This is a genomic window from Dysosmobacter sp. Sow4_B12 (genome assembly GCF_052116665.1).
GTDB lineage: Bacteria > Bacillota > Clostridia > Oscillospirales > Oscillospiraceae > Oscillibacter.
Map to the genome: position 1 here is coordinate 101,778 of NZ_JBQKKR010000002.1, position 24,924 is coordinate 126,701.

Annotated in this window: 28 protein-coding genes and 5 tRNA genes; 12 read left to right on the top strand and 21 right to left on the bottom strand. The window is 54.3% G+C overall.

Features of this window, described 5'->3' with window-relative positions; translation table 11 throughout:
* Nucleotides 1–42 precede the first annotated feature (42 nt).
* Genes ACTQ4R_RS04410 through ACTQ4R_RS04430 form a run of 5 tightly spaced genes read right to left on the bottom strand, consistent with a single transcriptional unit; the run spans nt 43 to nt 4,087 of the window.
* Entirely contained in the window at nt 43–1,032 is a 990-nt protein-coding gene (locus ACTQ4R_RS04410; protein ID WP_441626247.1) for a 2-hydroxyacid dehydrogenase, read from the bottom strand.
* Between the two features lie 2 nt (nt 1,033–1,034).
* Nucleotides 1,035–2,120, bottom strand: a complete 1,086-nt coding sequence (locus ACTQ4R_RS04415; protein ID WP_441626249.1) for an AAA family ATPase — start codon at nt 2,118–2,120, stop codon at nt 1,035–1,037.
* A gap of 4 nt (nt 2,121–2,124) precedes the next feature.
* Nucleotides 2,125–2,640, bottom strand: a complete 516-nt coding sequence (locus tag ACTQ4R_RS04420; protein WP_441626251.1) for a Gx transporter family protein — start codon at nt 2,638–2,640, stop codon at nt 2,125–2,127.
* A gap of 12 nt (nt 2,641–2,652) precedes the next feature.
* Nucleotides 2,653–3,048: a NusG domain II-containing protein gene (locus tag ACTQ4R_RS04425; protein WP_441626253.1), complete on the bottom strand. Its 396-nt coding sequence runs from the start codon at nt 3,046–3,048 to the stop codon at nt 2,653–2,655.
* Complete coding sequence (locus ACTQ4R_RS04430; RefSeq protein ID WP_441626255.1) at nt 3,032–4,087, bottom strand: FAD:protein FMN transferase; 1,056 nt, start codon at nt 4,085–4,087, stop codon at nt 3,032–3,034. The genes ACTQ4R_RS04425 and ACTQ4R_RS04430 overlap by 17 nt, the downstream gene beginning before the upstream one ends.
* Nucleotides 4,088–4,306: 219 nt before the next feature.
* On the opposite strand from ACTQ4R_RS04430, the gene ACTQ4R_RS04435 reads away from it, so the two are divergent.
* The 3 genes from ACTQ4R_RS04435 (at nt 4,307) to ACTQ4R_RS04445 (ending at nt 7,488) form a co-directional block, all read left to right on the top strand.
* Nucleotides 4,307–5,071: a hypothetical protein gene (locus ACTQ4R_RS04435; RefSeq protein ID WP_441626256.1), complete on the top strand. Its 765-nt coding sequence runs from the start codon at nt 4,307–4,309 to the stop codon at nt 5,069–5,071.
* 584 nt (nt 5,072–5,655) lie between these two features.
* Nucleotides 5,656–5,892 carry a hypothetical protein gene (locus ACTQ4R_RS04440; RefSeq protein ID WP_014080336.1) on the top strand — a complete coding sequence of 79 codons (237 nt, stop codon included), beginning with the start codon at nt 5,656–5,658 and terminating at the stop codon, nt 5,890–5,892.
* 375 nt (nt 5,893–6,267) lie between these two features.
* On the top strand, nt 6,268–7,488 hold the full coding sequence (locus ACTQ4R_RS04445) for an MFS transporter (protein ID WP_002584949.1): 1,221 nt from the start codon (nt 6,268–6,270) through the stop codon (nt 7,486–7,488).
* 80 nt (nt 7,489–7,568) lie between these two features.
* Here the strand turns inward: ACTQ4R_RS04445 and ACTQ4R_RS04450 are convergent, their stop codons facing one another.
* Both ACTQ4R_RS04450 and ACTQ4R_RS04455 read right to left on the bottom strand, forming a co-directional pair.
* Nucleotides 7,569–8,369, bottom strand: coding sequence for a helix-turn-helix domain-containing protein (locus ACTQ4R_RS04450; RefSeq protein WP_002575858.1), 801 nt, complete (start codon nt 8,367–8,369; stop codon nt 7,569–7,571).
* Nucleotides 8,370–8,447: 78 nt separating this feature from the next.
* Nucleotides 8,448–8,711, bottom strand: coding sequence for a hypothetical protein (locus ACTQ4R_RS04455; RefSeq protein ID WP_002575859.1), 264 nt, complete (start codon nt 8,709–8,711; stop codon nt 8,448–8,450).
* A gap of 228 nt (nt 8,712–8,939) precedes the next feature.
* On the opposite strand from ACTQ4R_RS04455, the gene ACTQ4R_RS04460 reads away from it, so the two are divergent.
* From ACTQ4R_RS04460 to ACTQ4R_RS04480, 5 genes are all read left to right on the top strand, one after another.
* Entirely contained in the window at nt 8,940–9,353 is a 414-nt protein-coding gene (locus ACTQ4R_RS04460) for a cysteine-rich VLP domain-containing protein (RefSeq protein ID WP_002575860.1), read from the top strand.
* A gap of 99 nt (nt 9,354–9,452) precedes the next feature.
* Nucleotides 9,453–9,848, top strand: a complete 396-nt coding sequence (locus ACTQ4R_RS04465) for a replication initiator protein A (protein ID WP_002575861.1) — start codon at nt 9,453–9,455, stop codon at nt 9,846–9,848.
* Between the two features lie 173 nt (nt 9,849–10,021).
* Nucleotides 10,022–10,966 carry a MobV family relaxase gene (mobV, locus tag ACTQ4R_RS04470; RefSeq protein ID WP_002575862.1) on the top strand — a complete coding sequence of 315 codons (945 nt, stop codon included), beginning with the start codon at nt 10,022–10,024 and terminating at the stop codon, nt 10,964–10,966.
* A 4-nt stretch (nt 10,967–10,970) separates the two neighbouring features.
* Nucleotides 10,971–11,162, top strand: a complete 192-nt coding sequence (locus tag ACTQ4R_RS04475; RefSeq protein WP_321118048.1) for a hypothetical protein — start codon at nt 10,971–10,973, stop codon at nt 11,160–11,162.
* A 94-nt stretch (nt 11,163–11,256) separates the two neighbouring features.
* Nucleotides 11,257–12,768 (top strand): recombinase family protein, encoded by a 1,512-nt coding sequence (locus tag ACTQ4R_RS04480; protein ID WP_002575864.1) that lies wholly within the window; start codon nt 11,257–11,259, stop codon nt 12,766–12,768.
* A 720-nt stretch (nt 12,769–13,488) separates the two neighbouring features.
* Here the strand turns inward: ACTQ4R_RS04480 and ACTQ4R_RS04485 are convergent.
* Entirely contained in the window at nt 13,489–14,472 is a 984-nt protein-coding gene (locus ACTQ4R_RS04485) for an Abi family protein (RefSeq protein ID WP_441626261.1), read from the bottom strand.
* 174 nt (nt 14,473–14,646) lie between these two features.
* A complete protein-coding gene (locus ACTQ4R_RS04490) occupies nt 14,647–14,856 on the bottom strand; it encodes a hypothetical protein (RefSeq protein WP_441626263.1) in 210 nt (69 codons plus the stop codon).
* Nucleotides 14,857–15,050: 194 nt separating this feature from the next.
* Here ACTQ4R_RS04490 and ACTQ4R_RS04495 point away from each other — a divergent pair, with 194 nt between their 5' ends.
* Nucleotides 15,051–15,266, top strand: a complete 216-nt coding sequence (locus ACTQ4R_RS04495) for a hypothetical protein (RefSeq protein WP_441626264.1) — start codon at nt 15,051–15,053, stop codon at nt 15,264–15,266.
* Between the two features lie 340 nt (nt 15,267–15,606).
* On the opposite strand, the gene ACTQ4R_RS04500 is transcribed toward ACTQ4R_RS04495, so the two are convergent.
* The 3 genes from ACTQ4R_RS04500 to ACTQ4R_RS04510 form a co-directional block, all read right to left on the bottom strand.
* Nucleotides 15,607–16,962 carry a phage tail protein gene (locus ACTQ4R_RS04500; protein WP_441626465.1) on the bottom strand — a complete coding sequence of 452 codons (1,356 nt, stop codon included), beginning with the start codon at nt 16,960–16,962 and terminating at the stop codon, nt 15,607–15,609.
* Nucleotides 16,859–17,113, bottom strand: coding sequence for an HK97 gp10 family phage protein (locus tag ACTQ4R_RS04505; protein WP_441626266.1), 255 nt, complete (start codon nt 17,111–17,113; stop codon nt 16,859–16,861). Before ACTQ4R_RS04505 ends, ACTQ4R_RS04500 begins: the two co-directional genes overlap by 104 nt.
* Before the next feature lie 138 nt (nt 17,114–17,251).
* Nucleotides 17,252–17,566, bottom strand: coding sequence for a hypothetical protein (locus ACTQ4R_RS04510; RefSeq protein ID WP_441626268.1), 315 nt, complete (start codon nt 17,564–17,566; stop codon nt 17,252–17,254).
* Between the two features lie 225 nt (nt 17,567–17,791).
* Between ACTQ4R_RS04510 and ACTQ4R_RS04515 the strand changes: the two genes are divergently transcribed.
* Together ACTQ4R_RS04515 and ACTQ4R_RS04520 are read left to right on the top strand one after the other, a co-directional pair.
* On the top strand, nt 17,792–18,286 hold the full coding sequence (locus tag ACTQ4R_RS04515) for a hypothetical protein (RefSeq protein ID WP_441626270.1): 495 nt from the start codon (nt 17,792–17,794) through the stop codon (nt 18,284–18,286).
* A gap of 33 nt (nt 18,287–18,319) precedes the next feature.
* Nucleotides 18,320–19,534 (top strand): tyrosine-type recombinase/integrase, encoded by a 1,215-nt coding sequence (locus ACTQ4R_RS04520; protein ID WP_441626272.1) that lies wholly within the window; start codon nt 18,320–18,322, stop codon nt 19,532–19,534.
* Between the two features lie 133 nt (nt 19,535–19,667).
* Here ACTQ4R_RS04520 and ACTQ4R_RS04525 read toward each other — a convergent pair.
* The 8 genes from ACTQ4R_RS04525 to ACTQ4R_RS04560 all read right to left on the bottom strand — a co-directional run bounded on the left by ACTQ4R_RS04525 (nt 19,668) and on the right by ACTQ4R_RS04560 (nt 22,273).
* Nucleotides 19,668–19,742, bottom strand: a tRNA-Cys gene (locus tag ACTQ4R_RS04525).
* Between the two features lie 91 nt (nt 19,743–19,833).
* A tRNA-Gly gene (locus ACTQ4R_RS04530) sits at nt 19,834–19,909 on the bottom strand.
* A 3-nt stretch (nt 19,910–19,912) separates the two neighbouring features.
* A tRNA-Phe gene (locus ACTQ4R_RS04535) sits at nt 19,913–19,988 on the bottom strand.
* 86 nt (nt 19,989–20,074) lie between these two features.
* Nucleotides 20,075–20,151: transfer RNA gene (locus ACTQ4R_RS04540), tRNA-Asp, on the bottom strand.
* A gap of 11 nt (nt 20,152–20,162) precedes the next feature.
* Nucleotides 20,163–20,239 (bottom strand) — tRNA-Val (locus ACTQ4R_RS04545).
* 77 nt (nt 20,240–20,316) lie between these two features.
* Nucleotides 20,317–21,207, bottom strand: a complete 891-nt coding sequence (gene hslO, locus ACTQ4R_RS04550) for an Hsp33 family molecular chaperone HslO (protein ID WP_441626274.1) — start codon at nt 21,205–21,207, stop codon at nt 20,317–20,319.
* A gap of 17 nt (nt 21,208–21,224) precedes the next feature.
* The gene (locus ACTQ4R_RS04555; protein WP_441626276.1) at nt 21,225–21,980 is read right to left on the bottom strand and encodes a class I SAM-dependent DNA methyltransferase; all 756 of its coding nucleotides are present in this window, start codon (nt 21,978–21,980) and stop codon (nt 21,225–21,227) included.
* Entirely contained in the window at nt 21,977–22,273 is a 297-nt protein-coding gene (locus ACTQ4R_RS04560; RefSeq protein ID WP_441626278.1) for a YerC/YecD family TrpR-related protein, read from the bottom strand. Before ACTQ4R_RS04560 ends, ACTQ4R_RS04555 begins: the two co-directional genes overlap by 4 nt.
* A 205-nt stretch (nt 22,274–22,478) precedes the next feature.
* Here ACTQ4R_RS04560 and ACTQ4R_RS04565 point away from each other — a divergent pair, with 205 nt between their 5' ends.
* The gene (locus ACTQ4R_RS04565) at nt 22,479–23,174 is read left to right on the top strand and encodes an RsiV family protein (protein WP_441626280.1); all 696 of its coding nucleotides are present in this window, start codon (nt 22,479–22,481) and stop codon (nt 23,172–23,174) included.
* Between the two features lie 43 nt (nt 23,175–23,217).
* Here the strand turns inward: ACTQ4R_RS04565 and ACTQ4R_RS04570 are convergent, their stop codons facing one another.
* Nucleotides 23,218–24,921: a [FeFe] hydrogenase, group A gene (locus tag ACTQ4R_RS04570; RefSeq protein WP_441626282.1), complete on the bottom strand. Its 1,704-nt coding sequence runs from the start codon at nt 24,919–24,921 to the stop codon at nt 23,218–23,220.
* Between the last annotated feature and the right edge of the window lie 3 nt (nt 24,922–24,924).

Below are 24,924 nucleotides of genomic sequence, written 5' to 3' on the forward strand. Positions count from 1 at the left end.
TGTTCAAAAAAAGGGAGACCGCCTCCAAGGCGGTCTTCCTTTTTACAGTCCGTTGACGATCCGCTCCGGCCGCTGGCCGTCCATGACGCGCTTTAAATTCTCAAACAGCATCCGGTACACGTTCCGGTAGGCCGACTGGGCGATGCCGCCCTGGTGGGGACACAGCACAATCCGGTCCGGGAACTCCCGGGCCAGCGCCACCAGGGGGTGGTCCGCCTCCACCGGCTCGGGGTCGTAGGCGTCCAGCGCCGCCCCGGCCAGCCGCCCGGACCGGATGGCCGCCGCCAGGGCCTCGTCATCAATGACGGCGCCCCGGGCGGTGTTCACCAAAAAGGCCCCCGGCTTCACATGGTCGAAAAACGCCCCGTCCAACAGGTGGCGGCTCTGCGCCGTGGCAGGCAGGTGAAGGCTGATGAAGTCGCAGGTCTCCGCCAGCTCATACAGGGGCAGATACTCCACACCATAAGCCCGCTCCGTCTCCGGTGCCTTCCGGTGCCGTGCGTAGTAATACACCTGGCTGCCGTAAGGCCGCAGCCGCTCCGCCGTAGCCTGGGCGATGGCGCCGAAGCCGATGAGCCCCACCTTCGCCGCCGCCAGGTCCAGCGGCGCATGGCAGTCCAGCTCCCGCTGGGCCTCCAGCTGCCGGCCGGACAGCACCATCCGGTGGCCCCACAGCGTCCGGTGGAGCAGCATGCTCATTAGCATGATGGACAGCTCCGCCACCGCCGCGGCGTTGCACCCGGCGTTGTTGCACACATAAATGCCTCGTTTCCGGGCAGCCTCCAGGTCAATGCGGTCCACGCCCACGCCCTCGCACTGCACCATTTTCAGCTTGGGCATCCGGCTGAGGAGGCCCTCGTCCACCCATGTTACCGGCGTCACCACCAAAACCTCCGCGTCGCCGCCGGCGGCCAGCCATTGCTCCGCCGTGCCGCTGCGGTCGCAGAACACCAGCTCCGCCGCCTGCCGGACCGGATTGTTGGCGCTGAAAGCGTCATACCGCTCCCTTGGCGCCAATACCAGTACTTTCATGCTCACGCCTTCTCCTCCGTGTTTTCTCCATCGCCGGAGGCCGCAGGCGCCTCCAGACCCCTTGCCATCCGGACATCCTCCGCTGTGATCTCCATGAGGGCCTCCCGGCTCACCTGCTCCAGCTCTGCCAGACGGTTGGATTGGTGGACCAGGATCTGCTCGAACAGATTCCGCACGCCCCGGGCATTGCCGAAGGAAACGCCGTTGGTGTTCTCCTGGCGAATAAAGTCCCGCACCTGCTCCTCCGCCTGGTCCGCCAGGGTGTAGCAGCCCTTTTTGCACTGCATTTTAAAAATGTCCATCATCTCGTCCACAGAGTAGTCGTCAAAGTGCAAAAAACGGTTGAACCGGGATTCCAGTCCCGGATTGGAGTGGATGAAGTCATCCATAAGCCCGTCATATCCCGCGGCGATGACCACTAGGTCGTCCCGGTGGTCCTCCATGGCTTTTAAAATGGTGTCGATGGCCTCCTGGCCGAAGTCGTTTTCCGCTCTGCCGTTCAAGGCGTAGGCCTCGTCGATGAACAGCACGCCGCCCAGGGCTTTTTCGATGACCTTGGCGGTCTTGAGGGCCGTCTGGCCTACGTAGCCCGCCACCAGGCCGCTGCGGTCCACCTCCACCAGCTGCCCCTTGGACAAAATGCCCAGGGCGTGGTAGATGCGGGCCATGAGCCGGGCCACGGTGGTCTTGCCGGTGCCGGGATTCCCGGAAAACACCATGTGCAGGCTCAAGTCGGTTGTCGGCAATCCGTTTTCCCGCCGCATCTGGTGCACCCGCACCATGTTGATGAGGTTGCGCACCTCTTTTTTCACGGCTCCCAGGCCGATGTAGCTGTCCAGCTCCGCCTGCAGGTCCTCTATTTTCTCCGGGGGCAGCGTCTCCGCCTCCGGCGCCTTGGTGCCGTCGTCTCCGGTGGAGGCGGCGGTATTCTTCTCCGGCGCTTTTTCCTCCGGCCGGTCCGTCCGCAAAGGCGGCGTCCCCCAGAAATCCGAGCCCATGCGGTTCAGGTTATTTTCCGTCATGGTGCGGATGACCTCCAGCTGATGGAGGATGACCTGGTCTTTTTTGCTGATATTCTTTGGGTCCATACCCTCACCCCTTCATCAGATCCGTGTGGGCCAGCGCCCGGAACAGGCACGCCGCCATCAGTCCCGTCAGCGCCCCGGTCAAAAGAGACACGCCCAGCAAAATGGGCAGGTAGTAAAGGGGCGCCGTGTTCCCCAGGGACAGCACCGCCGCCGCGATCTGACCGCAGTTGTGGGCCGCCGCGCCGCCGATGGACACGCCGTAGACAGACAGCGCCCTCACCCGGGACAGCAGGATCATCACCCCCATGGCGGCAAAGCCCCCCATGAGGGAGAACAGCAGCGCGTTCATATTGCCGGCGAACACCGCCCCCAGCAGGCATCTGGCCAGCAGGATCATCACCGCCTGGGCCGGCCCCAGGGCGTACAGGGCGAACACCGTCACGATATTGGCAAGCCCCAACTTGATGCCGGGGATGGGAATGGCGAGAGACAGGGGGATCTGGTTCTCCGCCACTGACAGCGCCAGGGCCAGGGTAGTCAGGATTCCGCACAGCGTCAGCTGCTTTGTGGTCAGTTTCAACGTCCCGCCCCCTTATCCGATCACGGCGTCCACGCCGGTATCCACGGTCTCGCCGCCCTCCAGGCGGACGATGACCCGGGCCGGCAGGCATACGATGCTCTGCCCGCTCCGGGAAATATGTCCCGTGTGGACGCAGTCCTGGGTGGGACAGTCGGAGGACTCCACCCACACCTCTGTTTCCGTCAGCCGCAGGCGAAGGGTGTATCCTCCGGCTTGAATGGTCCGCTCCGCCTCTTCCAGCGCCAGCCGCTCCGTTTCCACGCCATCCACGCTGACCACCGCCGTCAACGCGCCGCTTTCGTCCTGTCCGCCCCACACAGTCCAGGCGCAGGCCACCGCCAGCACTGCCACTGTCAGCGCCACCAGGGCGTCCCAGATGCCGGGCCGCAGCTTAGGAGACGTACTCATACTCGTACCCACTCTCCTCCAGCTCCACAAAGCTGTCCCGCAGGCCGCCGGTCACCACCACCCGGCCATCCGCCGTCACCAGCACCAGCTGGAAATCATACCGGCCGCTCCGCCAGAAGTCCAGAGCCTTCTCCTCGCCCATGACAAAGAGGGCAGTGGACAATGCGTCGCACATGGTGCCGTTTCCCGGTTCGCTGTCCGCCACCACGGTAACAGAGGTCAAGCCGCTGTCCGCCGGGTAGCCGGTGGCCGGATCGATGATGTGGTGATAAATCTTCCCATCCTGCTCAAAATACCGTTGGTAGCTTCCGGAGGTAACGGCAAAGGCGTCCATCAAGTTCAAAACACCCACCAGGCCGTCGGCCGCGTCGGCCCGCTTGGGGTCCTGGATGCCCACCCGCCAGGCGGTACCGTCAGGCTTGTCGCCGATCACCAGGATGTTGCCGCCCAGCTCGATCTTTCCTCTGGGCACCTGGCGGCTGCGGAAGATCTCCGCCACCTGGTCGGCGGCGTAGCCCTTGGCGATGCCGCCCAGGTCGATCATGGTGCCTTCGTCTAAGCTGGCATCCCCGCCGGACAGGTGCACATGCTCCATGCCCACATGCGCCAGAAGGCCGTCGATCTCCTCCTGCGCGGGCACCTGGTAGCTGTCGGTGGTGAAGCCCCAGGCAGAGACCAGCGGCGCGATGGTAATGTCAAAGGCTCCGTCCGTGGCCTGGGCGTAGTCTGCGGCAGTCTGGAGCAAGCCGCAGATCTCCGCGCCCACCGGCACCGCTTTTCCGCCGGCTTCGTTCAGCATACTGACCTCGCTGCTCTCGCTGGTGCGGGAGAGCAGCGCATCCAGGCGCCGCACCTCCTCTTCCGCGTCGTACACCGCCCTGGTGGATCTTTCGCCATAGGCGGTGAACACCATGGCCGTATCCATGGCGATGACCTGGATGCTCTCCTGAGCCTCGTCCGGGTCCCTTGTCCCGCAGCCCGCCAGGCCGCTCACCGCCGCCAGCGCCAGAAGCAGCGCCCCGATTCGTTTTGCTCTCATGCCATTCGCTCCCCGGTATTTCGTAATCTTGCTGACCAGTATAGCACGAACCCCCTCACATCTCAACCGAAAATCCGCTTCTTTCCGGGAAGTTTGACCTCTGTCCCTAGGTTTTCCTTGCAAATGTCCGGAAAGTCTGCTATACTATCAAGGAATGTCGGCAGCGTCTTTTTCTGGCGCTGCATCAATTTTGAAAAACCCTTCGGAGGTTGTTATCATATGGCGAAGAATCCAATCAGAAAATCCAAGCCGGTCAAGCGGGACGACCCCATGAACGGCGCCATGAAGTTTTTCCTGGCCGGTCTGGTGGCTGAGCTGTATCTTCTCATTATCCGCCGCTTTTATGTGAACGGGACCGCCGTGCAGATGATCGCCTGGTTCGACTATCTGTTTTATTTCTCCATTGCCGGCCTTGTGATCCTGGCCGCCGGCGCTGTTTTGAGCGCGGTGTGGCGGGCCGACCAGAAGAAGCGGGTCGTGGGCTGGTACGTTGCCGCGGGCGGTGCTTTCCTTGCCGCCGCCTCCTTCTTGATCTGGAAGCTGAACGCCCCCGCGCTGACCTTTCTCACGGTCTTGGTGGCCATGGCCATGCTGCTGGGCATTCTCTGGAGCCTCTATGACCGGGAATGCGCCTATGCCTTGACGATCCTGAGCATCTCTCTGGTGGCCCTGTGGGGCTGCCGCCGGGAGCTTTCCAACCTGTATCTGGGCACCTATGTGAAGGTCGCTGTTGTGGTGTATATCCTGCTGCTGGCCCTGGCCGCTTTCTTGACCCGGAAAGCCAGCCGCAGCGGCGGTATGGTGGGCAAGCTCCAGCTGCTGCCCGCTGATGCCGACACCATGCCCATCTATGTGGCCTGTGCCCTGTCCGCCGCGGCGATGGCCTGTGCCCTTGTCAGCATCTCCGTTGCCTATTATGCCATGTGGGTCCTGGCCATGGTGGTGTTCGCCCTGGCCGTGTATTACACCGTCAAGCAGCTATAATTTCAATATCAAAAGCCTCCGGCTCAGCCGGAGGCTTTCGCAGTCCTATACAGTCCCTACACGGACAATGCCCCTTAAAAGGAGCCCGGAAAGATTTGCCGACGATATTTCGGCGCGAACACGATGATACTTTCACCGCCATTTAGGTCAGTTTACAAGGAACTACACGCAGACCGTGAAACGGGCTGCTGACAACAAACGGCGCTATGCTCCCGGCTGGGTGCATAGCACCTGTTTGTTGCGGGGGTTTCCAAAGGGGGCAGCGCCCCATTTGGCACACGACTTTGCGGAGCAAAGTGTAGTGTGTTATACGCTCTGTCGGCGTTGCCCTGAAAATACCGTTGCCGCCGGGGAGGGCAAGGGCATTTGACGCGGCAGGAAAGCAGGGCTTTGTTTGGGGCTGGTAAGCCGGAAACAAAGGGCTGATTTCAGCAGCAGACAGGGCGTATTATGAAAGCCCCCGTCCCTCGTCCTCCGCCCCCGGCCTATGGGACAAAAAGTCCCAAAGCTCTGGACACCGTGACCAGATGTGTGGCCACACTCCGGGAAAAGTAGCAGGACGGCAGGAAACCGTCAAGGCTGAAATGAATGGGCTGACGCCCGGCCTTGACCGTTCCCCGCCGCCCCGCTGGATGGGTGGACAAGGTGGCCAATCCCTAAAAGTGTTTGGCCGCACTCGTTCATTTTGGGGCCTTTCTTCTCCCAAAATTGAAATGGGCGGGAAAGCCCTAAAATGGCTTTCCCGCCTTGATTACCCATTAGCAAAGACGGGCGAGACTGTCAACGGCGGCGCTGAAAGCGCCGTTCATCTTGACCGTTGACTGGCTCGCCTGGCTTTGCTACTGCCCGTAAGAGATGGAAAAACAAGATGGAAAACAAGGTTAAAAATGGTTGACAAGTCTATCGGATGTGTGTTATACTGTGCGACAGTTTGAGATTGGAAGGAGGCTTACGTGTGTTAATTTGTGTACGCTAATAAGCAATAAAAAGTAGAAGTACCTTTCCACATGATGGTGGGCTTTTTTTGCGTGCGTATGCAAAGGAACACGTAGGTTTGACACGAGCAGTCTTTGAACTGTATCGTGGTGTTTTTTCGTGCTTTGTTGTTATGCAGGCGTCTGCCCTCTCTGTGGGACAACGCCTGCTTTTTATTGCAGAAACAAAGGAACAATGCAATAAAAAAGGAGGTTCGCATTATGACCCAAAACAACAATTCATGGAGAAAAACTTATTTTACACTTCTTGCCGGACAAGCAATATCCTTTATTAGCAGCGGTATTTTGCAAATGGCCATTATCTTTTATTTGGTTGCGAAAACTAATTCTGCAATCATATTGACGGCGGCAACACTGATTGGATTTTTGCCGCAAGCCTGTTTAGGCCCGTTTGCAGGTGCTTTTGTTGACCGGCACAGCCGTAAAAGCGTAATGATTGGTGCGGATTTGATAATTGCCGCCGCTGGCGGTATTCTGGCGCTGGTGGCGTTTTACATGGAATTGCCCGTATGGTCTATTATGGTTGTCCTGTTAATCCGAAGTGCGGGAACTGCTTTTCATTCTCCAGCATTCAGCGCAGCAACACCTATGATTGTGCCAAAAGAGGAACTTACAAAATGCGCTGGTTACACGCAGACCATGCAAGCAGTAAGTGCGATTATCAGTCCAGCTGCCGCAGCGTTTTTATATGCTGTTTGGCCTCTTAATGCAATTATATTGTTAGATATTGTGGGTGCAATCCTTGCCTGTGTGACTGTTGCGATTTCGTCCATACCAACGCCTGAACTATGTCCAGAAACGAAAAGACAACAGTTTTTACAGGATATGAAAGAGGGGTATGTGGTATTAAAGCAAAACAGGGGCCTCTTTGCTCTGCTCTGGATTGGTGTAATTTATATGTTCTTTTATATGCCAATCAGTACGCTTTTTCCTCTCATCTGTATGTCATACTTCAAAGGAACACCGGCCCATGCCTCTGCCGCTGAAATTGCTTTTGCGGTTGGTATGCTGCTTGGCGGAGTCATTCTGAGCATTTGGGGCGGTTTTAAGAAACGGCGGTACACCATCGGTCTTTCCGTTCTCCTGATGGGCGTTAGCAATATGCTCTCCGGGCTTTTGCCGCCAGACGCATTTCTTGTCTTTGTTGTGTGCTGTACTGTTATGGGAATTTCCGCTCCATTTTACGGTGTGCAAAATGCGATTTTTCAAGAAACGGTCAAACCAGAATATCTGGGGAGAGTTTTTTCTCTACTGACAAGCGCCGCTTCCCTCGCCATGCCGTTTGGCCTTGTCATTTCCGGGCCTCTGGCGGAGCGGCTGGGAGTTGAGAAATGGTTTGTCATTTGCGGAATTGGCATTATCATCGTTGCGCTTGCCGTATTTTTACTACCCGGTTTGAGAGAGATTGACAATACGCAATAATCAACTGCACCTTTTTCTATTACTAAACAAAATGCCTGGATGGTGGTTCTGAAAAACCAGAACCGCCGTTCAGGCATTTTTTATCTTCGTCCTCTCTGCGGTTTTGGATTCTTCAGCAAGTCGGATTTTTCCGCAATCTTTTTCAGCCACTTCCGTTCTTCTACTGACAGCTTCCTAAAATTCAGCTTGAGCCGTTTGCAGATAAACGCCAAGTACGCTTGTTCCGTGTCGCTGTCCTGGCTGACGATTTCACCAGCAGTTTCCAGCATTTCTTTTAGCGGGTTATCCTCTGGGACGCTGAAAAAATCGTCCTTGTGTGTTTCCCGCAGAGCAAGGGCAATCCCGTTTATGTCCCGTTGTATCACATAGCGGCAAAACTCGTCCTCATCAATATGGGCGGTGATAAGCTGTCTTAACTGCGTATCACTCATGCCAGGATTATGCTTTTTTATAACAGTTGCGCTCATCGTGTCCACTATGGCGTTTGCACCCTGCGCCTGTTTCAGTGCCGTTCCGTTCACATAGATTTCAAGGTCAGCCATCAGCCGGGGGAAATCCGGGTGCGCCGCCAGCTCACACAGCAGGGTATTGTCTATCCTCCCGCTTTTCAGCAGGTCAATCATTTCATCACTCAAACGCAGGTCTGCAAGATCGGCGTTTGGGTGATTTTTCATTTCAGACAGCCCCAGCAGATAATCAGCGGTCACACCGTAAAACTTCGCCAGCCGGATAAGGGCATAGTGGCTGATGTCCTTGAAGTCTTCCGTTTCGTAACTGCCCAGCGCAGACTTGGAAAGCCCGGTCTGCTCCGCAAGCTGCCCCAGCGTCAAGCCACGCTCCACACGTAGGTCTTTTAATCGCTCTTGTATGGATAAAGACATATTCACCCTCCTTGCTAGCTCAACGAAAGAGAAGCCGTTATGCTATGTACTATGCTCATAGCATAACGGCATAGGCATTTACAGTTTTATTTTACCATTTGCTACATCTTCACGAAATTTATCAACAAGCTTCGCTGTCAGCTTGGATTTACCGTAGTGTTCAAGTACAAAAGTACGATAACTTTTTCCATCTACAAGCACATCACTTTTTCTGGTCAACAACCAATTTCCGTTACCTCCTCCCTGTTCTCTAATATTCCAGTCTTTCCCATATCTTTTATAGATTTCATCTTTTTTACCTTGAACAGACATTGATTCGCTTGGAATATAAACAATTTGCATAATAGCTCCTCCTTTATTTTGTGCAAGAAGACCAGAAACCTGAATTTGTCTTTTATCTTTTTTTGATTATATCACAAATCCGAGAGCGTGGAAATAGGGAGTTTTTCAGGCTGATTTCCTACCTCTTGGATATACGGCACAGGCGGTCAAAAAGGTGTAGACTTGGGATAGTTCATCGATGGACAAGCACCTTGGAAACAGAACACGCCAAAGAAAACGGAGGGACGCATGAGCAAAAGACCCTATCAACACCTGCCGCCGCTGGAACACAGGCCGGACGGCTCCCCCTACCGCATAACCCCGCCCCAGAAGAGACGAGCCAGCGGCCTGATACGCCGGGAGTGCTGCAACTGCGAGGACGGAAACTGCCTTGCGCTGGACGATGGCGACACCTGCGCCTGTCCGCAGATGATTTCGTTCTCCGTCTGCTGCAAGTGGTTCCGCTGGGCGGTCTTGCCGCTGGACAGGACGCTGGAAGCGGAGATTTACCGGGACAGGGACTTGAAACGCTGTGCGGAGTGCGGCGGTGTGTTCGTCCCGAAGTCCAACCGGGGCAAATACTGCCCGGACTGCGCCGCCAGAGTTCACAGGCGGCAGAAAACAGAAAGTGAACGGAAAAGGAGGTCTGCTGTGGACAGTTAAGAGCGGGAAAAGCCTTGATTTGCAAGGCTCCGCAAGCCCTCAACCGGCATTTATCATTCGCCCCGGAAAACGGGCCTCTAACCGTCCACAAAACACGCTATGACAAACACGATTTATATTCACCAGCCGGAAAAGGCGTTCAGTTTCACCCGGCTCCCCAATTTCCTTTTTGAAGCACCCACATTCCAGCCCTTGAGCAACGAAGCGAAGGTGCTGTATGCCTTTGTCCTGCGCCGGGCGGAGTTGTCCCGGAAGAACGGCTGGGCGGACGAGTACGGGCGGGTCTACCTGTACTACCCCATCTGCGAGGTGGTCGCTTTGCTCCGCTGCGGGCGGCAGAAAGCGGTCAACACCCTGCGGGAGTTGCAGTATGCGGGGCTGGTGGAAATCCAGAAACAGGGCTGTGGAAAACCCAACCGCATTTACCCGAAATCCTATGAAGCGGTTCCAAACACCGACTTCAAGAAATCCGGTTATGGTACGCCGGAGGGCTGAAAACCGTACTTGGCGAGTACGAAAATCAATCCTCTTGAAGTACGGAAATCTGACGGTATATAGAAATACAGAGATTAAAACCATCTATTTACATTCATTCCATTCCAATCCTATCAGAGATATTTTCGGCGGGAAAACCCGCCGGAAAGGAATGGAATGGGGAAAGGAGTTCAATGGCACAACACGCAATTTTGCGATTTGAGAAGCACAAGGGCCACCCGGCGGGGCCGCTGGAAGCCCACCATGAACGGAAAAAGGAGCAGTACGCCAGCAACCCGGACATTGACACCAGCCGGAGCAAGTACAATTTCCACATCGTCAAGCCGGATGGCCGCTACTACCATTTCATTCAGAGCCGCATCGAGCAGGCCAGATGCCGCACCCGCAAGGACAGCACTCGGTTTGTGGACACGCTGATTACCGCCAGCCCGGAGTTTTTCAAGGGCAAGTCCCCAAAGGAGATAGCGGCCTACTTCCAGAGGGCGGCGGACTTCCTCATTGACCGGGTGGGCCGGGAGAACATCGTTTCGGCTATGGTACACATGGATGAAAAAACGCCCCATCTGCACTTGGTCTTTGTGCCGCTGACAAAGGACAACCGCCTGTGCGCCAAAGAAATTATCGGCAACCGGGCCAATCTGACGAAGTGGCAGGACGATTTTCACGCCTGTATGGTGGAGCAGTACCCCGACCTGGAGCGTGGGGAAAGCGCCAGCAAGACGGGCCGGAAGCATATCCCCACCCGGCTGTTCAAACAGGCGGTCAACCTCTCCAAACAGGCGAGGGCCATTGAAGCGGTTCTCTCCGGCATTACCCCGCTGAACGCCGGAAAGAAGAAAGAGGAAGCCCTCTCCATGCTGAAAAAGTGGTTTCCGCAGATGGAGAACTTCTCCGGGCAACTGAAAAAATACAAGGTCACAATCAATGACTTGTTAGCGGAAAATGAAAAGCTGGAAGTCAGGGCAAAGGCCAGCGAAAAAGGCAAGATGAATGACACGATGGAACGGGCGAAGTTAAAAAGCGAACTGGACGATATGCGGCGGCTGGTTGACCGTATCCCGCCGGAGATTTTAGCGGAACTGAAACGGCAACAGCGGCAGCATGGAAAGGAAAGGTGATCTTATAAGTAATATCAGATACAAAAAGGAAATCGAAATCGTGACTTTTCAGGGAAAGGAAATCACACTGGAAAATCTCTCCCCGGTGTTCACGCCGGAACAGGAAGCAGCCAAACGCCGGGAACTGGAACAGCAGCTTTATGAGGTGTTCCGCAAGTACGCCGACAAGCGGGAGAGTGAGGAAGCCGGGACATAAGGTTTTCCAAACCCATCATTGATTTGCGGGGCTGCTGGCGGTATAATAGAACTGTCAGCAGCTCCGTTTCTTTTTTAAGAAAAGGAGCGACAATATGAACAATCGGATAGACGCAATCTATGCAAGACAATCGGTAGACAAAAAGGACAGCATTTCCATTGAAAGCCAGATTGAATTTTGCAAATACGAGTTGAAAGGCGGTAACTGCAAGGAATACACAGACAAAGGGTACAGCGGCAAGAACACAGACCGTCCGAAGTTTCAAGAACTGGTGCGGGACATCAAGCGGGGCTTGATTGCAAAGGTCGTGGTTTACAAGCTCGACCGTATCAGCCGTTCCATTCTGGACTTTGCCAACATGATGGAGCTGTTCCAGCAGTACAATGTGGAGTTTGTGTCCTCTACGGAAAAGTTTGATACCTCCACGCCGATGGGACGGGCCATGCTGAATATCTGTATCGTGTTCGCCCAGCTTGAACGGGAAACGATACAGAAGCGGGTAACGGACGCTTACTACTCCCGCAGTCAGCGGGGCTTTAAGATGGGCGGGAAAGCCCCTTACGGCTTCCATACGGAGCCTATCAAGATGGACGGTATCAACACAAAGAAGCTGGTGGTAAACCCGGAGGAAGCGGCCAATATCCGGCTGATGTTTGAGATGTACGCCCAGCCCACAACTTCCTACGGGGACATTACCCGGTACTTTGCCGAACAGGGGATTTTGTTCCATGGCAAAGAGCTGATACGCCCCACGCTGGCGCAGATGTTACGCAATCCTGTCTATGTGCAGGCAGACCTTGATGTGTACGAATTTTTCAAAAGTCAAGGTACAGTCATTGTCAATGACGTTGCCGATTTTACGGGCATGAACGGCTGCTATCTGTATCAAGGGCGAGATGTAAAGGCCAGCAAGAAAAACGACTTAAAAGACCAAATGCTGGTACTGGCTCCCCATGAGGGTATCGTCCCCTCCGACACCTGGCTGACCTGCCGCAAGAAGCTGATGAACAACATGAAAATCCAGTCTGCCCGGAAAGCCACCCACACATGGCTGGCAGGAAAAATCAAGTGCGGGAATTGCGGGTATGCTCTTATGAGTATCTACAATCCCTCCGGCAAACAGTATCTCCGCTGCACGAAACGGCTGGACAATAAAAGCTGTCCTGGCTGTGGGAAAATCATCACTTCGGAACTGGAAGCGGTTGTTTATCAGCAGATGGTAAAGAAGCTGGCAAGCTACAAGACGCTGACAGGAAAAAAGAAAGCGGCAAAGGCAAACCCGAAAATCACCGCCCTGCAAGTGGAACTTGCCCATGTAGACAGCGAGATTGAAAAGCTGGTGGACAGTCTGACGGGGGCAAACAATGTCCTGTTCTCCTATGTGAATGTGAAGATAGCGGAACTGGACGGGCGCAAGCAGGAACTTCTGGCAAGGATAGCGGAGTTGACTGTGGAGGCCATCAGCCCGGAACAGGTCAGCCAGATTTCCGGCTACCTCGATACCTGGGAGAATGTATCTTTTGATGACAAGCGGCGTGTGGTGGATTTGATGATCACCACCATAGCCGCCACAAGCGACAGCTTGAACATCACATGGAAAATCTGACTGGCGGCACCCCTCCCGTCAGATACCTACCCTGTGTAGTCCCTTGTAAACTGTACTTTACTGTGTGATAAGCTTTTTCCGCCATCTTGCATGACAAAACCTCCTGTGTTTTCTTTTGTGGTTGCCAGACCATCATTAGATTAACACAGGAGGTTTTTCTCGCGTATAAAAGTTTTTCTCACCCCCAGTTCAACTGGGGGCTTTTATGATAAGACACTAAGAAAAAGGAAAGCACCTGCAAAAAGCAGGTCCTTTCCTTCCGCCGGATGGCTTCATTCCGGATATTTTCGTTTCCTAACCAGAACCGGAATCCAGCGAAGCATCCGTAAGGCGGAAAAGCCGCCACCGGCTGCGCAGCGAATCCGGTTCGGAAGCGAGGAGAAGCAGAATGAGCGCAGGACGATTTTTTGATGCGGAAGCATAAAAAATCGTCGCAAGCGATATGACGCTTGCGACGAGCTGGAGGTGACACCCGGATTTGAATTGAACCAGTCGTGTAAAATGATGTAAATGGCAATTAGAAAAAGCCTGTATTTTCAATACTTTGCGGGTTTCAGCGTAAAATATTGTAAAACGTTGAAAAAGCTGTAAGGGGTAAAAGATGGGGTAAAAAAGAGAGCCAGATTTCTCCGACTCTCTCAAGTATGCATCCGAAAACGCATACCCCAATTAGTAACTATAGTATACAGCTATATTGAAATTATTGCAAGAAAAACTTGACTAAATTTGGCTTTTTAGGATAGACAATCTGCTCGGCAAATCGGGGTGTAGCACCCTTGCTGCAACCGCTGCATTTACGGAACCCCTATATTCATCTGTAATATTTTCAAAATTTCGGATAAATGCCTTTACTTCCGTCTTTGGAACTCCAAATATCTTCAAGTAGTAACAAATTAGAATCAAATAGTCTCCTATAGTCTTGAAATTCAAATATGGGAGGCCGAATTCCTGCATCAAGCACTTTCGCATAGCTGGTGTTGGGTCAATTTTTCTGAATCTTGTATCAAATACAACGGAATTGTGGGCAACCGCATTTCGGAGATCTTTCAACGTGTAAATATACTTGTAGATCAGTTCTCTGTTCGTATCGACCGATGCATCAGAAAGAGACATTTCTATTGAAATAGATTCTCTCGTATCAAATGTCAAGCAAGACAACAGATAGCCAAAATCCCCCATCGTCATAATTTCAAAAAGCGCCCAGAGCGGGACCCCACTATAACTCATATTATTGTAGAAATGGGTGATTTTGGGATTTCCATCTTTGTACGCCCTTGACAAATATGATTGAATCATTCCTTCCAAGCGAAGTTTCCGCTCCTGTAAATTTTTCTTTGTTTTTACATCAGAGCCAGCAGGAGCGTTATGATATCCGCACACTGCATTTTTGTACATATCTTGAATGCTTTCGGAACCGGCTTTCTTCATAATACATTCAAGCGCAACATTTTTGGCCGCTGTTTCAATAAACATAATTTTTTCATAAAACAACGCCTTTAGCTTGGAATCATATTTAATTGTTGCATATATCTCATCATACGTTGTAAAGGGTATGCGCTGACTGGACAGCCCAAAAAAGCGATATCCTTTATACCCGTGAAAATAGCCAGTGTTTCTCAATTGTCTTTTTTGTTTACTACCAGCTATTTTGATTCCATTATTTCTCAAATGACGCATTAAGCCGTCAACGCTTTTATATCCCAATTAAATGCCCCCAATAGTTTCTTTTATTTGCAATCATTATATTCCTATTGGAGTAGTAAATCAAGAAAACAATGGTCTTATTTAATCATCAAAAGCACTTTCCCACTAATAGCTTCCCAACACAAAAAGTTGCACGTTTTTGTGCAACAAACTCAAAAAAATTTGCCGGGGATGCTACTCCCCGGCTTTTTCGTTGTCCCGCTCCATCCTCTGCTCCACCGCATTGATAATATATTGGTTCATGCTTTCGCCAACGGCGGAGGCAGCGGCCTTTATATCATCTTTCTTTCCTTTTGGCATTGCGATAGATACTCTGTCAAGGTTTGCCGTGTCCCATTTGCGGTTCCCCTCTTTGCGGGCGTCTGTGTATTTCTGCGGAGGCAACTTCACCCCTCCCTTCTTTTATTAAGTGTATCAAATAAGCATACACTTAACAAGTGAATAATTTGTACAAACATTCACTTAATAATTTGTGCAGCATTCCATCTTGTATTCACTTATTAAGTGAACTATAATGCAACCATAGCAAGAGACAAACGAAAACAGTTCAGGAACGACAAAATCAAGGAGGAATACACATGAACGTAAGAGAAGCCGCGAATCTCCTTTCCAATGCGAAGGCGCTTTACATCGCCTGGGACGGTACTTTGATCCAATTCAACCCGCACAGCATCCTTGAAATGGAGGCTTTCGGCGATTACAAGGTACATAAGATTTTCCAGGCTTGCGAGATGAACACTTTTGAACTTGAGCTTGAAATGCAGCCGATTAAGGAATCTATGCACAAGGATTAAAAGCCACGAAAGCAATAGGCCGGGGGCAATAACCCCCGGCTTTCGCCATTCTGTGGCCCTGTGGCGGCTTTTGCGGCGGCGGTGGTGCTTGCTCATTACCACAGCTAAAAACGGCTCACAGACCCGTTAAACGTGAAAAGGGAGCTACCCCGTCGGGCGGCTCCCCTCTCTATTTTATGAGACAGAAATGGCACTCGCAAAACATCCGACAGTGCTTCGGCAGACGGCCAGACAAATTACTTTATGTCTGGACTTTGGCGGTGGGGTGGGCGGCCCCTCCATCTTGCGCCCAGGCTTTCCCTGGGACGTTGACCCGCAAATCACCTCACATCGCTGCGTTTTAGTAAACAAAGCTTGTACCCCGTCTTCTCTCTTCGTTTCTAAGCGGCCCGAATAGTTTTCTTGCAACAACACTACCGTCAAGCTCAATCGTTACATTTGTGTAAATTGGGCGGTCATTCATAGCATTGTTTGTTGCGCCTGAAATAATGGTTTTTCCAATGCTACCAAGCCCGGAGGAAGAAAAGTCAACGGACGCAGTTCCAAAGTCAAGGCCTGATTTTACCATTCCAGTAACAGAGCCAACACTTTGCATCAAACCAGGCAATCCGGCGTCAAGACCTTCTCCGCCGCCCTCCATGACGTAGCGGAACACCTGTTTTGACCATTTGGACGGGCTGTGTTCGTCAAAACCGTCTTTCCCTGTAAACCATCCTTTGATGGTATTCACAACGCCGGAAACCTTATCTTTCAGCCATGCGATCTTATCAGAAATTCCATTCCACAGCCCCGTCAACAGATTTGCTCCAACCTCACGGAATTTATCAGGAAGGTTTTCAAGCCAATCAACAGCCGTATCGATTGCGTTCGGAAGCGTTGTGGTAAAGAACGTTTTCAGGGCGGACACAACATTGGAAATCGTGTCTTTTACGGTGCTCCATGCGGCGTTGATCTTGTTTCGGAAATCCTCGTTGGTCATATACAGAGTGACAAGGGCAGTACCTACCGCAGCAATCAGCGTTGCTACCAAAACACACGGGTTCGCGTTCATAACGGCATTTAACGCAGCCTGCGCAATGGTCTGTCCTTCCGTTGCCTTCTTTACCGCATCAATCACTCCGCTGATAGAAACAGCCGCTTTATAGGCAAGCGTGGCAGTCGTAGCAGCTGCAATGACCGGGGATAATTCCACAAACGTACTTACAAGGCCATTGACGCTTTCAATGACGGAATCAACATTGACGGAATTAACAAACTCTATTGCTCTCGGCAAAACTTCGGATTGCAGGATATTGGAAACAGACTGGAACGCTTCTCCAATTTTGGATTTTACGTTGTCCTGCAACGTGGAAATAAGTCCCTGCGTTGTCTGGCTCGCAGATTCCATACCTCCTGCAAACTGGCCTGTTCCAGTAGTTACGGCTTCCATAGCCGCTTGCAGTTCTTGTACGGAGATTGCTCCGGCGCTCATGCGCTTCTGCGTTTCCTCCATCGTCTCTCCTGCGGCTTGGCTGATTTGGATAAGCGGGTTCCATCCTGCGTCAATCATCTGCTGGACGGTATCGCCGGACAGCTTTCCAGCGGCTGTTGCTTTACCAAACGTAGCTCGCATAATCCACGTTCGTACCGACTGTAACAGATAGTTCGCTTTCGTCAACAACATGTGTAATGCTGTTCCGAAGTCTGCCAGTATCAACAGAGCCATTATTTGTCAAATTGGTTTTGGCATATCCCTCCGCTGTCAGACCGCACTTTTCTAGCGCGATGACAGATGCTCTATGAACAGCTTCAAGGATCTCTCCTGTATTGTCTACAAGTTTGATTTCCGTACCATCGCCACCTTTCAATAACAGCCGTGAATAACAAGCACAGTTTACTTCCGCCGCTCATAAATCCGGCCAACCTCAACAAGCACCGCTCCGAAGAAGCAGCCAACAGCGAAAACCGCAGCACCGACAAGCATAAGCATCATTTAATCTACCCCCTTAAAAATTCTTCACGGTATCCTGGGAAAGTTCTTCCCACCATCGGCCCATAGCAATAACCTGTTCCGGCGAATTTCTCCGGCCCACGTGGGACTGTCCGCTGCAATAATCTGAAAGCTTGGAAAGCCCATCCCAAGCCCGCATAACGCTGCCCAGGCCATCAGCGCAAGTCAATGCAATCTCGTTAAATGCGGCACGGCTCTTGCGGTCGTCCGTGTCCTCCGCTGCGGCTTTGGCATATCTGGCAATCAGCCTCGTCATTGTGCTGTTCGAGTCAAATTTCTCAACCAATTTGTAATAGTCATCCGGCCCCATAATGCCGCTCTCCATCAGCTTGATGGCATTCTGATCGATTGCATCAGGGTCAACAAGGGAGGCGGCGCGAACCTCTTTCTCAAGCCCCCGGCGCAGTTCTGCGCGCTTTTCGTTGAACGCAGCCCATGCAGCATTGCCTTTGGTTTCAAAGTCCGTCTGCGCTTCAATAAACGCGATTTTTGCCTTTGCCGTATTCAGCTCTCGCTCTGCCTGGATTTCTCCGGAGTGCCAACGTCCGGCCTCTTCAAAACGGTTCTTTGCTTCCTGGAACGTTTCCCAGGATTTGGCGTATTCATCCCGTGCGGCCTTGAAAGCCTCATCAAGCCGCTGTGCGAAACTGCTATTGACTGGATTTGTGGTCGCAACGTAGAAGCCGATGATTCCGAAAAGGAAAAAACGCTCGGAGATATTGCGCGTGAAATTATGTATATGGACAATATGACTGGAGTTTTCTTCAGCTCAGTAACCAGGACAGAACGGAAGTGCATTTCTTTCAAGGGTGAATACCCAGAATACGAGGATTTCGATGTGGAATATCCAGCTATTGTTTTCTCATCTGGCAATATGTGTTCTTTCATAAAAGATTGGCAAAAAATAAAAATGCTCCAAAATTCATATACAATAGATGAAGAATTGTATCAACTTTGGGTCGATAAGCACATTTCAGATTTGGACAAACTCCAAGCGATAGAACCACCGCCAGATTTTGAACATAAATAGCAGGTATGTCCTGCGTGGCGGAAGGAGGTTATTATGCCACGCAAGAGCACAACGAGCAAAGGTGCCAGCGGTACCGGCTCGATTCGAAAAATTACGACCACCAGAAACGGTAAGCAGTACACATATTGGCAAGCCCGGTACACCGTTGGATATGATCCTGGTACAGGGAAGCAAATCCAGCGTTCCATTTCGGGGAAAACGCAGAAGGAAGTTGCCGAAAAGTTAAAAGCCACTACCACAGCGATTGATTGCGGTTCCTATATTGAGCCGAACAAGCAAACCCTTGGACAATGGCTGGACACTTGGATGGATACTTACCTGCTGAATATCAAGCCTCGCACCCTTGATATCTACAAGTCCGACATCCGGCTGCATATCAAACCTCTTTTGGGTGCCGTACGTCTGGACGCTTTGGATGCTCCAACCATTCAAGCAGCCTATATCAAGCTTCTGAGGCCCTCCAAAGAGCACCCCAAGGGTCTTTCCCCTAAGACGATCAAAAACGTCCACGGTGTCCTTCACAAGGCTTTGCAGCAGGCTGTCCTGATTGGGTATATCCGTTTTAACCCATCCGATGCCTGCATTCTGCCGCGTATCGAGAAGGCAAAAATCACGCCCTTTGATGACGAACAGATCACTGCCTTTTTGAAAGAGGCACAGGGGAACCGCTTTGAGACACTTCTTGTTGTCACTTTGTTCACTGGTGTCCGTGAAGGCGAGATACTTGGGCTTACGTGGGACTGCGTTGACTTTGATCGCAGCATCATCACTATCGACAAACAGATGCAGCTCCACCAAGAAAAAGGCTGCAAGGCCTACCATCTGGTCCCCACTAAGAACGACAAGGCTCGCTCCATCGTTGCCGCTCCGACTGTTATGACGCTTCTGAAACGCCATCGTATGATTCAGGCGCAGCAAAAGTTAATGGCTGGTTCTGCATGGGGGAATACCGACAATCTGGTATTTACTGACCCGTTAGGCTTTCCATTGACCAAGCCGACAGTCTATCGAGAGTTCAAGAAGCTTGCTGCTGCCATTGGCCGCCCCGATGCCAGGTTCCATGATCTGCGACATTCTTACGCCGTTGCCTCCATTCGTTCCGGTGATGATATCAAAACCGTACAGGGCAATCTGGGCCATGCTACTGCATCTTTCACGCTAGACGTTTACGGTCATGTCACGATGCAGATGAAGCAGGCCAGCGCAGCCCGCATGGAGGAATATATCAAAAGCGTCTCTGGTGGTTAACTCGCACGTTTTCATATCCCCGCAGCGGTTGCCGCGCAGTGCTTCAAGAAGCTGGTAAGGCTAAAAATAAGGCTAAAAACGTGTTTCAGGGTAAAGAAAATCCCTAGAACCGTTGCGGCTCTAGGGATTCATTTGGAGGTGACACCCGGATTTGAACCGGGGAATCAGGGTTTTGCAGACCCTTGCCTTACCACTTGGCTATGTCACCATCGGGGACATTTATATTATATGCGGCTTTTGCGAAAAAGTCCACACTTATTTTAGATTTTTGATGCCCACACTTTCGTGTGGGCATCATCTGGAGCGGGCAACGAGGCTCGAACTCGCTACCTCCACCTTGGCAAGGTGGCGCTCTACCAGATGAGCTATGCCCGCATGTGGTGCCCAGAGCCGGAATCGAACCAGCGACACGTGGATTTTCAGTCCACTGCTCTACCAACTGAGCTATCTGGGCAAATCTTTCGACCCGCCGGAACGGCGTGGCCGGGGAATTTCAACCCCAAGGGGGACCCACGAGATGGAACTCCATCTCGTGGGAGATGGCGACCCGGAACGGGCTCGAACCGTCGACCTCTAGCGTGACAGGCTAGCGTTCTAACCAACTGAACTACCGGGCCATATAAAACTCTGGTGGGAACAACTGGACTCGAACCAGTGACCCCCTGCTTGTAAGGCAGGTGCTCTAACCAGCTGAGCTATGCTCCCAGGTCGCCGCTCTCGTCAGACGGCAAAAGTTATTATACGCAAAGGTGCCCGGTATGTCAACCCATTTTTTAAATTTTTTAGGTTTTTTTCTTCATATTCGACAGCAGCGTTTCCAGCTGTTGACGTGTAAAGGTCTGCACATTGTCGCAGAACTGGCAGGAGAGCTCCGCGCTGCCTTGCTCTTGGATAAGGCTTTCCAGCTGCTGGGGGCCCAGGCTGATGAGGGCCCGTTCCATCCGGTCCCGGCTGCAGTAGCAGCGGTATTCCACGGGAGTCTTCTCCAGGATCTCCAGGTCAAAATCCGACAGGACCTTGCGCAAAATGGCCTCGGGATCGTCGTTTTCCCGCAGGAGGCCGGTCACGCTGCCGGCAGCCATGACGCCGCCCTCCACCTTGGTGATGATGTCCTCCCCGGCGCCGGGCAGCAGCTGGATGAGGTAACCGCCGGCGGCCAGCACGCTCTGGTCCCGGTCCACCAGCACCCCCAGGCCGCAGGCGGTGGGGATCTGCTCGGACTCCACGAAGTAGGCCGCCAGGTCCTCGGCGATCTCGCCGCCCAGCAGTCCCACGCTTCCCACATAGGGCTCCTTCATGTTCAGGTCCCGGATAACGGTCAGAGTGCCGTCGCAGCCCACAGCGGCGCCCACGTCCAGCTTACCGTCGCTCCGCAGGGGGATGTCCACGGAAGGGTTATCCACGGTGCCCCGGACGTTGCCCTCGTTGTCAGACACCGCCAGAATGGTGCCCAGAGGCCCGCCGCCCTTGACCTGCAGCGTCACGGAGGCGCCGTCCCCCTTCAAGGCGTTGCCCATCATGGACGCCGCCGCCAGGGTCCGGCCCAGAGCTGCTGTGGCCACAGGCAGGGTGTGGTGGATCTGCCGTGCCCGTTCCGTCAAGTCCCGGGTGGACACCGCCACCGCCTTCACAAAGCCATCCTTGGAGATGGCGCGTACCAGTTGATCGCTCATTGCGCAAAATTCCTCCATCAAACGTTTCCGGGCTTTTCCGCCCGGACGATCCAGCGGTCCTCCTCCGGCTTCGGCGGCCGGGTGGTCAGATCGCCGCTGACGCGGATATTCACAAAGCCCGCGTCCGTCAGATACGTCCGCAGCTGCTCCTGCGTCCAGGCCCGCTCCCGGTGCTCCTCAAAGTCCCGGTCCCAGGTGCCGTCCCCGTTCAACCGGAACAGGTCCACCTGGTAGGTGCACACCTGCGTCCGCTCCGAAAAGAAAGTCCTCCAGACGCAGAAGCTCTCCTCCGTCTCGTCCATATACATCTGGCCGTCCATCCGGCGGAGCTTGTAGGGGGTGTTCACATCGAAAATAAACTGCCCGCCGTCCTTCAGCCAGCGGTGCACCCGGCAGAAGGTCTGCCGGATGTCCCTTTCCCGGGTCAGGTAATTGAGGGAATCCAGCGTGGACACCACCGTGTCCACCGGCTCGATGAGCCGCAGGCGGGGCATAGACTGGTACAGGAACAAAGGCGGCTGCCCGTCAAGGGCGGCCGCTTTTTGCATAGCCTGGGTCAGCATCTCCTCGCTGCCGTCGGTGGCGGTCACCTGGTAGCCCCGCTGGGCCAGCAGGCACGCGATGGTGCCGGTGCCGCAGGCCAGGTCCAGCACCGTGCGGACCGGGATGGCGCTTTTTTGAAACAGGCGCTCCAGGAAATCCGCCCGCTTGCGGTAGCTGCCATCGGCCATCAGCTGGTCATAGCTGGCGGCCAGCGCGTCATAGCTGCTCATTTTTTCTGTTCCTTCATCCGCTCAAACAGCTTGGCGTAGGCGCCGGTGCCATAGCTCAAAGACCGGTTTACCCGGCTGATGGTGGCACTGGAGGCGCCGGTACGCTCCAGGATCTCGTTATAGATCATGCCATCGTCCAGAAGGGACGCCACCTCGAACCGCTGCTCCATGGAACGCAGCTCTGAAACCGTACACAGGTCCTGGAAGAAATCATAGCATTCCTGCTCGTCCTTCAGCATCAAGATGGCCTTATACAGCTGGTCGCTCTTTTCCTTTTTTCCGATCTTGACCATATCACGTACCTCTTTTGTGAATGTTCTGATATTTTCACCGGCATTCCTGCCAGCATTTTGTATTTTACCATTCTACTGCATGAAAGTAAAGAGGAGTTCCATGAAATTTTTTTACACTTTAAAGTATGCGCCGTTTTTCACCGGGACACGCCGCCCGCCATAAACTGGAGCAAACGCCATTGCGCGAAGGAGGAGACGGCATCCCATGAAAGCACCTTTGGCGCAGCTGCCCACGCAGCCCCTCGTCACGGAGCGGGAATGGACCGAGGATGGCATCCCGGTGCTGACCGCGACCTGTTCCCTGCCCCAGCCGGCGATGGTCCAAAGCGCCGCCGCGCGCCGCATCCGCCGGTACTACCAGCTGCAGCGGCGGTGCTTTTTCAAGTACTGCGAGGCCTGGCTGCTGCCCCAGGCCAGGGCGGAGTACCACGCCGCCCTGGACGCCAGCCGCCCCCTGCCCTGTTTCCGGGCGGAGCTGGGATACTGCGTCACCTGGAACCAGGGAGGCCTCTGGAGCCTGTACACTCACACCCGGGAGGCAGGACCCGCGGGAGCGCCCCTGCTGACCCGCCGGGGCGACACCTGGGACTTATCGGCAGGCTATCCCATCCCCCTGCAGGATTTTTTCCCCGGTGTCCGGGGATGGAAACGGACGCTGCTCTCCTTTGCCGCCGGCGAGATCACCCGGCAGGAGGCCGCCGGCGTGGCCCGTTACCACGAGCACTGGCGCCAGGCGCTGCGCCGGCACTTCAACGGGCAGAATTACTACTTAACAGAGGATGGGCTGGCCTTTTTTTATCCCATGTACGCCATCGCTCCCTCCGCGGAGGGCATTCCCGTGTTCACTCTGCCCTACGGCACGCCGGGGCTGCGGCAGCCGACACAAGAGCCGCCCCCATAAGGCAAGGCCCGGCACTTTTGTGTCGGGCCTTGCGAAAGCTCTTTTACTTTCTGGGGTCTTTGTAGTGGACGTGGAGCAGCTCGTGGGTGCGGTCCTTCAGCTCGTTGTTCAGCAGCTCCGTCACGATGGGGTTGCGCTCAGAGCGCTTGATGAGGGAGGCGCGGTCCGCCTCGTACAGCCCCTCCGCCCGCTGGCGCTTCACCGGGATGAGGCCATAGGGCTGGCCTGCGCCGCCGACGCAGCCGGTCTTGCAGGTCATGACCTCCACCAGGTCGTAATAAGCCCGGCCCTCCTCAATGTCCTTGAGCAGCTTCTTGGCGTTTACCAGGCCATGGACCACGGCGATGCGCAACACCCGGTCGCCCACAGGCAGGGTGACGGAGCGAATGGTATCCGTACCCCGGAGGCCGGAGAACTGGATGGCCTGGAGGGTGTTTTTGGACTTGTCCTCCACCACCCGGCGGGCCACGGCCTCCGCCACGCCGCCGGTGGTGCCGAAGATGGTGGCAGCGCCGGTGCCCATGCCGAAGGGCAGGTCGGGGGCCTCACCCTCCAGCTCCGTGAAGCGGATACCGGACTCCTTGATCATCATGATGATCTCCTGGGTGGTCAGCACCAGGTCCACATCGGGCACGCCGTCGTGGCGGAACTCCTCCCGGGCAGCCTCCATCTTCTTGGCGGTGCAGGGCATGATGGCGATATGGTAGGTGGTGCGCCCATCCTCGGCGTCCTTGGCCTTGTACTGGTCCTTCAGCACGGCGGCAAACATCTCCATGGGAGATTTGCAGGTGGACACATTTTTTAGGAACTGGGGAGCTTCCTTTTCCACGTACTTGATCCAGGCGGGGCAGCAGCTGGTAAACATGGGGAAGGGGCCGCCCTTCTTCAGCCGCTCCAGGAACTCGGCGGACTCCTCCATGACCGTCAAGTCCGCGCCGAAGTTGGTGTCATACACTTCATCGGCGCCCATCATTTTCAGCGCGGAGACCAGCTTGTCGATGGCGTTGACGCCGGGCTCCAGGCCAAAGGCCTCGCCCACGGCCACGCGGACGGCGGGGGCGATCTGGATCACTACCCGCTTATTGGGATCGTACAGCTCCCGCCAGGCCTGGCCGATCTCGTTTTTCACGGTGATGGCGCCGGTGGGGCAGGCGGCGGCGCACTGGCCGCAGCTGATGCAGTTGGTCTGGGAAAGCTGCCGGTCAAAGGCGGGGGTGACCATCAAGTCGCTGCCCCGGTGGGCAAAGTTCAAAATGCCCATGCCCTGCATCTCCTCGCAGATGCGGACGCAGTCGCCGCAGAGGATGCACTTGTTGGGGTCCCGGACCACGGCGGGGGAAGAGAGGTCTTTTTCATAGTGGGGCCGGGTATCTTCGAACCGGACACGCCGCACGCCGAATTGCAGCGCCAGGTCCTGGAGGCGGCACTTGCCGCTCTTTTCGCAGGTGGTGCAGTCCCGGCAGTGGGAGGAGAGCATCAGCTCCAGGATCATCCGGCGGTGCTTCAAAAGCCGCGCCGTGTTGGTGCGGATCTTCATGCCGTCCCGGGGCTCCATGGAGCAGGATGCGTCGATCTTGCCCCGCTCATCCTCCACCACGCACATGCGGCAGGCGCCGAAGGTGGACAGCTCCGAATAGTAGCAGAAGGTGGGCATGTCGATACCGGCCTTCCGAATGACCGCCAGAACGTTTTTCTCCCCGTCGAAGGGCACACGCTGGCCGTCGATGTACATAATTCCCTTTGCCATTGC

What these genes read in the sequence shown, in the direction of transcription:
- ACTQ4R_RS04510 (WP_441626268.1), bottom strand. Translation starts at nt 17,566, where the DNA reads ATGGGGCCGGATGACTATTACAAATTGGTTGAGAAATTTGACTCGAAC.
- ACTQ4R_RS04410 (WP_441626247.1), bottom strand. Translation starts at nt 1,032, where the DNA reads ATGAAAGTACTGGTATTGGCGCCAAGGGAGCGGTATGACGCTTTCAGC.
- ACTQ4R_RS04495 (WP_441626264.1), top strand. Translation starts at nt 15,051, where the DNA reads ATGAACGTAAGAGAAGCCGCGAATCTCCTTTCCAATGCGAAGGCGCTT.
- ACTQ4R_RS04565 (WP_441626280.1), top strand. Translation starts at nt 22,479, where the DNA reads ATGAAAGCACCTTTGGCGCAGCTGCCCACGCAGCCCCTCGTCACGGAG.
- ACTQ4R_RS04570 (WP_441626282.1), bottom strand. Translation starts at nt 24,921, where the DNA reads ATGGCAAAGGGAATTATGTACATCGACGGCCAGCGTGTGCCCTTCGAC.
- ACTQ4R_RS04560 (WP_441626278.1), bottom strand. Translation starts at nt 22,273, where the DNA reads ATGGTCAAGATCGGAAAAAAGGAAAAGAGCGACCAGCTGTATAAGGCC.
- ACTQ4R_RS04455 (WP_002575859.1), bottom strand. Translation starts at nt 8,711, where the DNA reads ATGCAAATTGTTTATATTCCAAGCGAATCAATGTCTGTTCAAGGTAAA.
- ACTQ4R_RS04555 (WP_441626276.1), bottom strand. Translation starts at nt 21,980, where the DNA reads ATGAGCAGCTATGACGCGCTGGCCGCCAGCTATGACCAGCTGATGGCC.
- ACTQ4R_RS04430 (WP_441626255.1), bottom strand. Translation starts at nt 4,087, where the DNA reads ATGAGAGCAAAACGAATCGGGGCGCTGCTTCTGGCGCTGGCGGCGGTG.
- ACTQ4R_RS04425 (WP_441626253.1), bottom strand. Translation starts at nt 3,048, where the DNA reads ATGAGTACGTCTCCTAAGCTGCGGCCCGGCATCTGGGACGCCCTGGTG.
- mobV (WP_002575862.1), top strand. Translation starts at nt 10,022, where the DNA reads ATGGCACAACACGCAATTTTGCGATTTGAGAAGCACAAGGGCCACCCG.
- ACTQ4R_RS04440 (WP_014080336.1), top strand. Translation starts at nt 5,656, where the DNA reads ATGAATGGGCTGACGCCCGGCCTTGACCGTTCCCCGCCGCCCCGCTGG.
- ACTQ4R_RS04445 (WP_002584949.1), top strand. Translation starts at nt 6,268, where the DNA reads ATGACCCAAAACAACAATTCATGGAGAAAAACTTATTTTACACTTCTT.
- ACTQ4R_RS04450 (WP_002575858.1), bottom strand. Translation starts at nt 8,369, where the DNA reads ATGTCTTTATCCATACAAGAGCGATTAAAAGACCTACGTGTGGAGCGT.
- hslO (WP_441626274.1), bottom strand. Translation starts at nt 21,207, where the DNA reads ATGAGCGATCAACTGGTACGCGCCATCTCCAAGGATGGCTTTGTGAAG.
- ACTQ4R_RS04415 (WP_441626249.1), bottom strand. Translation starts at nt 2,120, where the DNA reads ATGGACCCAAAGAATATCAGCAAAAAAGACCAGGTCATCCTCCATCAG.
- ACTQ4R_RS04465 (WP_002575861.1), top strand. Translation starts at nt 9,453, where the DNA reads ATGACAAACACGATTTATATTCACCAGCCGGAAAAGGCGTTCAGTTTC.
- ACTQ4R_RS04435 (WP_441626256.1), top strand. Translation starts at nt 4,307, where the DNA reads ATGGCGAAGAATCCAATCAGAAAATCCAAGCCGGTCAAGCGGGACGAC.
- ACTQ4R_RS04520 (WP_441626272.1), top strand. Translation starts at nt 18,320, where the DNA reads ATGCCACGCAAGAGCACAACGAGCAAAGGTGCCAGCGGTACCGGCTCG.
- ACTQ4R_RS04460 (WP_002575860.1), top strand. Translation starts at nt 8,940, where the DNA reads ATGAGCAAAAGACCCTATCAACACCTGCCGCCGCTGGAACACAGGCCG.
- ACTQ4R_RS04480 (WP_002575864.1), top strand. Translation starts at nt 11,257, where the DNA reads ATGAACAATCGGATAGACGCAATCTATGCAAGACAATCGGTAGACAAA.